This window comes from Sulfuricurvum sp., assembly GCF_049587615.1.
Lineage (GTDB): Bacteria > Campylobacterota > Campylobacteria > Campylobacterales > Sulfurimonadaceae > Sulfuricurvum.
The window spans coordinates 1-7,339 of record NZ_JBAVEF010000052.1; the positions used below are offsets into that span (position 1 = coordinate 1).

The 7,339-nt window shown below is 43.1% G+C and carries 8 protein-coding genes and 1 pseudogene; all 9 read right to left on the reverse strand.

Features of this window, described 5'->3' with window-relative positions; all coding sequences use genetic code 11:
* Nucleotides 1-206: 206 nt before the first annotated feature.
* Nucleotides 207-464, reverse strand: coding sequence for a hypothetical protein (locus WB308_RS10070; RefSeq protein WP_424191121.1), 258 nt, complete (start codon nucleotides 462-464; stop codon nucleotides 207-209).
* 338 nt (nucleotides 465-802) lie between these two features.
* Complete coding sequence (locus WB308_RS10075; protein ID WP_424191122.1) at nucleotides 803-1,036, reverse strand: hypothetical protein; 234 nt, start codon at nucleotides 1,034-1,036, stop codon at nucleotides 803-805.
* A gap of 179 nt (nucleotides 1,037-1,215) precedes the next feature.
* The gene (locus WB308_RS10080; protein ID WP_424191123.1) at nucleotides 1,216-1,977 is read right to left on the reverse strand and encodes a tyrosine-protein phosphatase; all 762 of its coding nucleotides are present in this window, start codon (nucleotides 1,975-1,977) and stop codon (nucleotides 1,216-1,218) included.
* Nucleotides 1,962-4,358 (reverse strand): GumC family protein, encoded by a 2,397-nt coding sequence (locus tag WB308_RS10085; protein ID WP_424191124.1) that lies wholly within the window; start codon nucleotides 4,356-4,358, stop codon nucleotides 1,962-1,964. Before WB308_RS10085 ends, WB308_RS10080 begins: the two co-directional genes overlap by 16 nt.
* A 15-nt stretch (nucleotides 4,359-4,373) precedes the next feature.
* The gene (locus WB308_RS10090) at nucleotides 4,374-5,120 is read right to left on the reverse strand and encodes a polysaccharide biosynthesis/export family protein (RefSeq protein ID WP_424191125.1); all 747 of its coding nucleotides are present in this window, start codon (nucleotides 5,118-5,120) and stop codon (nucleotides 4,374-4,376) included.
* 170 nt (nucleotides 5,121-5,290) lie between these two features.
* Entirely contained in the window at nucleotides 5,291-5,983 is a 693-nt protein-coding gene (locus WB308_RS10095) for a WecB/TagA/CpsF family glycosyltransferase (RefSeq protein ID WP_424191126.1), read from the reverse strand.
* Nucleotides 5,980-6,414, reverse strand: a complete 435-nt coding sequence (locus WB308_RS10100) for an acyltransferase (RefSeq protein WP_424191128.1) — start codon at nucleotides 6,412-6,414, stop codon at nucleotides 5,980-5,982. Before WB308_RS10100 ends, WB308_RS10095 begins: the two co-directional genes overlap by 4 nt.
* Nucleotides 6,415-6,418: 4 nt before the next feature.
* Nucleotides 6,419-6,583, reverse strand: a pseudogene (locus tag WB308_RS10105) (DapH/DapD/GlmU-related protein); the annotation flags it as partial.
* 378 nt (nucleotides 6,584-6,961) lie between these two features.
* Nucleotides 6,962-7,339 (reverse strand): glycosyltransferase (locus WB308_RS10110; RefSeq protein WP_424191127.1); only part of this gene is annotated, 378 nt, incomplete at its 5' end.

Below are 7,339 nucleotides of genomic sequence, written 5' to 3' on the forward strand. Positions count from 1 at the left end.
GTGCAGCAGTGCACAGGAATATCGGAAGCGTTCTGTTGTTGGGGCGATTTTCTTTCGCTTCGTTTCTTATGAAAAAGAAAGGAAGGTATGAAGTTCTCTTTGTTATTGTATTTTAGAAAATATCTGCCAATTTCCAATGTTTTTTTACTGCAATATAACCTATTACCGCAGCCAATACAATTCCCAATGGAACGATCATTACCGGTTCAAACATTTTCAAACTCCTCCATCTTCATTTCTATTTTATGCAATTTGGTATAGTTAATAAACAGTCCGATAGAACTCAGAAGAAATACTATCGCAAACAGATATCCTACTGCTCGATTTTCGGATTCAAACAAAAATTTGACCGTATATGCCCCTACACCACCTGTAACAGCTAACAAAAGTATAGCTTTTTGATTGATCACATTCGCTTTTTTCGAGAGAAGATCAACCAATTCTTTTCGTTCTTGTAAATTCATATGATTATTATATCAGATTTATCACCATGGCATCGAAATTTACAAAAAGTGCATAAATATAAATTTTCGTGCAGCAGTGCACAAGAATATCGGAAGCGTCTTGTTGTTGGAGCGATTTTCTTTCGCTTCGTTTCTTATGAAAAAGAAAGGAAGATAAGGTTTCCATTTTTACGGTACTTTTTCTAAAAAAGTGGCAAAGAAAAAGATTTATTTACATCGTAAAATAACCATTTGAACCCTATTTTTACACCGTTATTCTTGCGATACTTTATATATACCGAAAAATAAAATAGTAAAAAAAGCGATAACCGCTAAAATGGTTGCCGCTATTGCTAAATTCATTCTATCTCCCTTATCTCTTTTGTTCTTCTAGAAATCATTATAAATACGGAAAGCAATGCAATCAGAAGGAAGAAGACACCACCGATACTGATCCATGTCCACATATCAAATTTATTCGATTCCAATCTTGATACGATAGCACCTACCAATAAAATAATGGCACCAAATATGAGGCTAAGCATAACCCTCAATGTATTTAAAATTTCTTTTACTTCATCTAATTTGCCCATGCAATAATTATATCATAACAAATGGGCGGAACGCGTTATCCCGTACTGGATACGGGATCTACGATACAATTTAGATGCTGAATCACGTTCAGCATGACAATTTAGATCATAAACACCTAAGAACGAATTGCAGTCACTGCGAGAGTTCGAAGAAATCGTGGTAGTCCAAAAGTACACCCTTAATGCAATGTAGGATTGAGAAGGGTATTTTTATCGAAGAGCTTTTGGAAATACGGGGCATGTTTCGCTTTTGAGAGGGAGTCGAGATGGCGCATTTTGTGGGTATCGCTCCCGACAAAATCGACCATCCCCTGATCGACGATCCACTCCGCCGCTTTTTTGACCGGTGTTGAGTAATACCCCCCCAGCGAGTTGATGTTGAGCTGGAAGAAAACCCCCATTTTTTTGATGGCGTGATAATCCTCAGGGGAATCGTGCAGATAGCTGTAGCGCTCTGGATGGGCCAGTACCGGCTTGTACCCCCGTGAGGCAATCGCATAGATATGTTCAAACAGGGCATAAGGGCGTATCGTGTAGGAGGTTTCGAAGAGGAGATAGTTCTCTCCGAAGGTCATGAGTTTCTCATTCCCCAGCAGGTGAATAAAATGCTCATCCAGATAATACTCCGCTGCCGCGTCGATTGCCATCTCGATACCCTCTTTCTCCAGCTCGATACGCAGCGCTTCGAGTCCCGAGAGAATCGACTCGGGGGTGTTACGATACATGTCGTGCATGATGTGGGGGGTGGTGATGAGCTTACGGTATCCCAATTCCGAAAGGGTGCGGATCAGCTCGAGTGATTCCTCCATCGTTTTGGCCCCGTCATCGATCCCCGGGATCAGATGAGAGTGGAGATCAACAAAGAGATCTGAAAAAGAGGATTTGCTCATCGGCGCAGCGGCCGATCGAGGGGAAAAGAGATCTTTTAGCGACCAAGCCATCGTTTATACCATGGTTTGACTTCCGCTTCCTCATTGCCATATCCGCCGTATCCGTATCCGTATCCGTATCCGTATCCATAACCGTACCCGGATGAGGATTTTTTCGCAGGGACGGCACTGAGGATGATCCCTGTGTTTTTAACCTCATGAGAACGGACCGTTTTGTCAAAGCGGGCCGCAAATCCCCGTTTCGCATAATTGACACGAAGGACAAAGAGGGTAATGTCGGCTTCATTTGCCAAAATCAACGCATCGGTAACCAGCCCCACCGGCGGTGTATCGAGGATAACGTAATCGTACTTCTCCTGCAGCTGTGCGAGGGCCTCTTTCATCCGCTCCGACATAATCAATTCCGAAGGATTCGGCGGAACGGCACCCGAGGAGATGATATCGAGGTTCTCAATCCCCGTATGCTGAATGATACCGTCCAATTCGGCTAATCCGGAGAGGTAGTTGCTCATCCCTTTCTCATTGGGGAGACCGAACACCTGATGGAGGGTCGGAAGACGGAGGTCGAGGTTGATGATGATCGTCTTTTTATCGCTGAGGGCGAAAATCGCCCCCAGATTGGAAGCGGTCGTCGTTTTCCCCTCACCCGGGAGGGTAGAGGTGACCATGATAATCTTGTGATTGGCATAGGAGCCCATAAACTGCAGATTTGTCCGCATGGCACGGAACGATTCAGCGTAGACCGAGCGCGGGTTGTCCATAACGAGATGACGGCTGTCAACTCCCTCTTTGATAAACGGGATCGAACCGACGACCGGGATCTTGGTTTCACGGCTGACGTCGTCAAACCCTTTGATCGTATCGTCGAAAAAATCACGTAAAAACGCGACGAGAACCCCGAGAATCAGACCAAGGATCGCTGAGATCATCAGAATGAGCCCTTTTTTTGGCTTGATCGGGGCCAGTGGGAGGAGTGCACGGTCGACAATTCGGTTGCTTGAAACGGTCGAGGCTTTGGCGATCGATGCTTCGGATTGTTTTTCGAGGAGATACGAGTAGATTTTCTCATTCACCTGAAAACTGCGGGCCAAATCGACATATTGGCGTTCCGTGGCTGGAAGTTTTTTGAAAAACGATTCGTTCCGCCCGATCACGTTTTGGATCGAGCGCTTCCGCTCTTCGACCCCTTTGCGGAGACTTTTGATGTTTGAAGCAATCTCTTTTTTGAGTTTGTCGATCTGGACACTCTGCTGCACCACTTCAGGGTGCATTTCGGTGTATTCGACCAAAAGCCCTTGTTTTTTGCGCTCCGCTTCGCTCAGAGACTGTATCAAAGAACTGATCAACGGATCGGTGATCTCCATCGGTGCGATCGATAGGGCCGTAAAATCCCCTTTTTTCAGTAGCTCAGAGATCCGTTTAGCCTGATCCTCTTCGATCTCAATCTGGGCGAGCTGCTGATCATACACGGTCAGTTTTTCGATCGCAGCACGGGTCTCGGCTGAGAGGTCCATCGTTTCGTGGGACTGCTTGAATTTTTCGACATTAACAGCCGAGCTCTCTAGGTCTTTTTTTATGTCATTGAGCTGCTGATCAATAAAGTTCAGCGTTTGGGTCGCCTCTTCGGTGTTAAAATCGATCGTTTGCTGGATATAGGCGTTAGCCAGTGCATCGGTAAAGGCCTGTGCACGCCGAGGGACATTATCCTGATACGAGATTTCGATCAACGAGGACATTTTCCCCGACTGGCTCACCTGGAGATTCGGGAGGATGATGTTTTCGATGACCTTTCGGGTATCGCTGATCGTAAAGCTGCACTGCCCCTCGTCACATCCGAAGCGCTTGGTGATTCTCAGTACGAACTGCTCCGTCGCGATCACCTCGCCGTAGGTGTGGCGGCCGCTGTAGCGGATCTCATTTTTTAGTCCCAAACGTCCCAAGAAAGAGGGTTTAACCTCTAGTGTAAACGTGTTGTCGCCGCTGGGGGTAATGACAAAACGCTGGGAGTAATAATCGGTATCGAGTATTTTTACATCACTCACGGTAAACGGTGCTTCGTCGGGATAGAGCTCACGAGTTTTAAAAGCCGATGTGACAAAATAGCGGACATCAAAAGGGACCTGCTGAAGGGCTGTTTCGACCAGGGAGTATGATTTCAAAATCCCAATTTCGGTCTCCACCTGCGTGTTAGACATCCCCCCCATTGCCATTTGAAGTACATCAGATTGTGTAGATTTCGACTCTTCCTTGATCCGTAGAACCGAAGAGGTCTCATACACCGGCTGCATGAAATAAGCAGCAATAATCCCGATGATGAGGGTGAGGGAAAAAACGGAAAAAATCGTCCATTTTCGCTCACGAAGGCGTTCAAATATTTGTTTTACATTAATCTCATCATCTTCAATAATAGCATTATTTACTTCATGTGCCATAGATACAATTGTCCCTTATTTAGTCAGATATTTTATATTTACAAACGGAGTTATCAGCGAGTTGATCAGCTGAAGCGCCGGGAGGTACTCGTTGATGTTGACATTGGTCGCACGCATGCTGTTGGGCTCGATGTACACGACATCCCCAGGATAGAGCATCAGATCGCTGGTGCTCAGGGAGGCGAGTTTCGTCATATCGATCGTCGAAATCGTCGGATTATTGGAAATATCCCCCCTCAACACTTTGATCGTAGTCCGCTGGCTGTAGACGTTAAAATCTCCTGCCTGCGCGATCGCCTCGATCACCGTCATCGACTCATTGGTCAATGGGATGACACCAGGTTTGTTTACCTCTCCTACGACATATATCCGCTGATTGAGGATTTCGACATTGACATTCGGCGCTTTGATGAACTGGGCGTAGCGCTTTTGAATCAGGTCCGAGGCCTCTTCTTTAGTCAATCCCACTACTTTAACACGTCCTACGAGGGCCAACGGCACAGTGCCGTCCGAGGAGACCATAAAACCTTTTTCAGTAGGCATAGCAGCCGTGTCCACCCTTGTACTAAGCTCCGGATGATTGAATACTCGGACCGAGAGGTGATCACGTGGTGCAATTTTGTACTCGATAACGGAGGGCTGAATGTATGCAGTCTGCTTCTCTTTTGCCGGTTTTCCCTGAAAGAGTATAAAATCTTGTTTAGTTGCGCACCCAGAGAGTAAAAGGACCATGGGTACTAGTACAGCTTTTTTTATCATCATTTGAACTCCTGTAGACGTCAACCCTGCCCCTTTTACAGTCAATTTTTAATCATTATACGTGAAGTCGTGTAAAATTCCACTGAATACAGAATCAAACAGTAAAATGGATTCCTCTCTTATGGCTAGAAAAAAAAATCTTCTTAGTTGAAATTTTAACTCTTGATCTTCGATTACAACTTCCCGCCTATTAATAAGAACAAAAACTTCACTAGAACCATCTGGCGCCCGACCCGTGTAGGCTCTTTTAAAAGCCGATAGAGCCATTCGAGATGTAAATCTAAGAATAACTTCGGAGCCCGTTTTTTATACCCTCCATAAATATCAAAACTTCCACCCAATCCCATGTAAAGCGCGGGATACACCCGAAACAGTTCATCCATTAAAAATTCCTGTCTGGGACTCCCTTGTGCTACAAAAACGACATCAGGTTTGGTTTCGGTGAGAGTCTGTTTCAGTGCTGCTTTATCTGTTTCATCAATAAAACCATTTCTATAACCGATAATATTGATATCCGGAAACTGTACTCGCAGTTTGGCAACCGTATTTTCGATCACATCCTCTGTCGATCCGATGAGATAAAAGCTCTTTTCGTTTTGGAATCGTCCAATGATATCGAGCCAAAACTCCGCCCCTGGAATCTTGACCGAATCCAGACCCTTTTTGCGTAACGCCATCACTGCACCGATACCGTCAGGATAACCTATATTATGATTAACAATCTCTCGCAGTCTTTCGTCATTTTTGAGTATCTTTTCGGCATTCATCGCCACGAGAATTTTGCGTTTATCCCTAATCCTATCCAGAAACTCTACCCTATCATCAAAAGCATGAATTTTATAGTGATTGACGATACTATTATTCATGAGATTTCTTTTTGTACAAGTTGACCATATTTTTGGGTTTTGATTTCTTCTCTAATCACGCGTGCTGGATTACCAGCGACTATCGTGTGCGAAGGAACATTTTTCGTTACAACAGCCCCGCTTCCTACAATTACTTCATCACCAATAGTCACACCTGCCATAATAATCGCATTTGCACCAATAAAACACCGTTTCCCGATTCTAGTATCTACTTTTATAGCACGTGCATAATCATGGGAAAAAACAATCGCGCCACTGGCAACATATGATTCTTTCCCTATATGAATCCCTTCTGGATATGTCTTATCTATCTTTGCACCAAAAGAAATTTTAGCCGAAGGATGAATATCCATTTTGAAAATTTTCGTGAATACAAAATATTGTACGGACAAAACCAATTCCCTCATCTTATTACGAATACTAACTGCTATATTCATTGGAACCTCTTATTTTGATTACTTTAGCGGGGTTCCCGCCAACGATAGCAAATTCTGGAACATTTTTTGTAACGACTGAGCCAGCAGCAACAATCGCATGTGAGCCAATTGTTACGCCAGGAAGTATAATTGAATTGGTGCCGATCCAGACATCATCACCTATTTGAACACTTTCTTCTATCTCGCCCTGTAATCTCATTGGAATATCAAAACGTGAAAAGCCGTGATTTGCAGTAATAATATGAACGCCTGGACCAATCAAGACATCATTTCCTATTATGGTATTTGCGCGAATTTTGACATTTTCACTGATGACACTATTATTTCCGACTTCAATACGCGGAGACATATAAACATTTTTATCTATCTGGATATTTTTTCCACACTTTTTAATACATTTTCCGAAAAGAAAGAACCGGATTTTTTTAAATCCTATAGCATATGGCATGCTATTCAAGGGAAATATTTTCCCAATTAAATTATAAAAAAGACAAAAAATCATTCTTTTTATACTTATATTCATAGATTTATTTTTCTTTCATTATGTTAAATTTTGAAGTTTTTTACCCAATTTATCGTTGACGTATTCCAATTCATATTTACTTGCCGTTTTAATAGCTTGTTCTGACAATACTTGACGATGATCATCACTTAAGAAATAATATTTTTTTATCACCAACACAAGATCATTTGCACTACCAGCTTCAAACAAATATCCATTCAATCCATCATCAACATATGTTGCTATCCCACCTCTGTTAGATCCAGCCACAGGAATCGCACAGCTCATTGCTTCCAGACCAATCAAACCCAGACTTTCCATTAACATGCTACTTGCAATAAAAAGATCTATACTATTATAATAAAGTGGTAATTCATTTTGTTTTTTTCTTCCAAAATATATGACATTTTCTTCTAT

Bases quoted from the DNA above. Each gene is read 5' to 3' on its own strand.
- WB308_RS10070 (WP_424191121.1), bottom strand. From the start codon at position 464: ATGAATTTACAAGAACGAAAAGAATTGGTTGATCTTCTCTCGAAAAAA.
- WB308_RS10075 (WP_424191122.1), bottom strand. From the start codon at position 1,036: ATGGGCAAATTAGATGAAGTAAAAGAAATTTTAAATACATTGAGGGTT.
- WB308_RS10080 (WP_424191123.1), bottom strand. From the start codon at position 1,977: ATGGCTTGGTCGCTAAAAGATCTCTTTTCCCCTCGATCGGCCGCTGCG.
- WB308_RS10085 (WP_424191124.1), bottom strand. From the start codon at position 4,358: ATGGCACATGAAGTAAATAATGCTATTATTGAAGATGATGAGATTAAT.
- WB308_RS10090 (WP_424191125.1), bottom strand. From the start codon at position 5,120: ATGATGATAAAAAAAGCTGTACTAGTACCCATGGTCCTTTTACTCTCT.
- WB308_RS10095 (WP_424191126.1), bottom strand. From the start codon at position 5,983: ATGAATAATAGTATCGTCAATCACTATAAAATTCATGCTTTTGATGAT.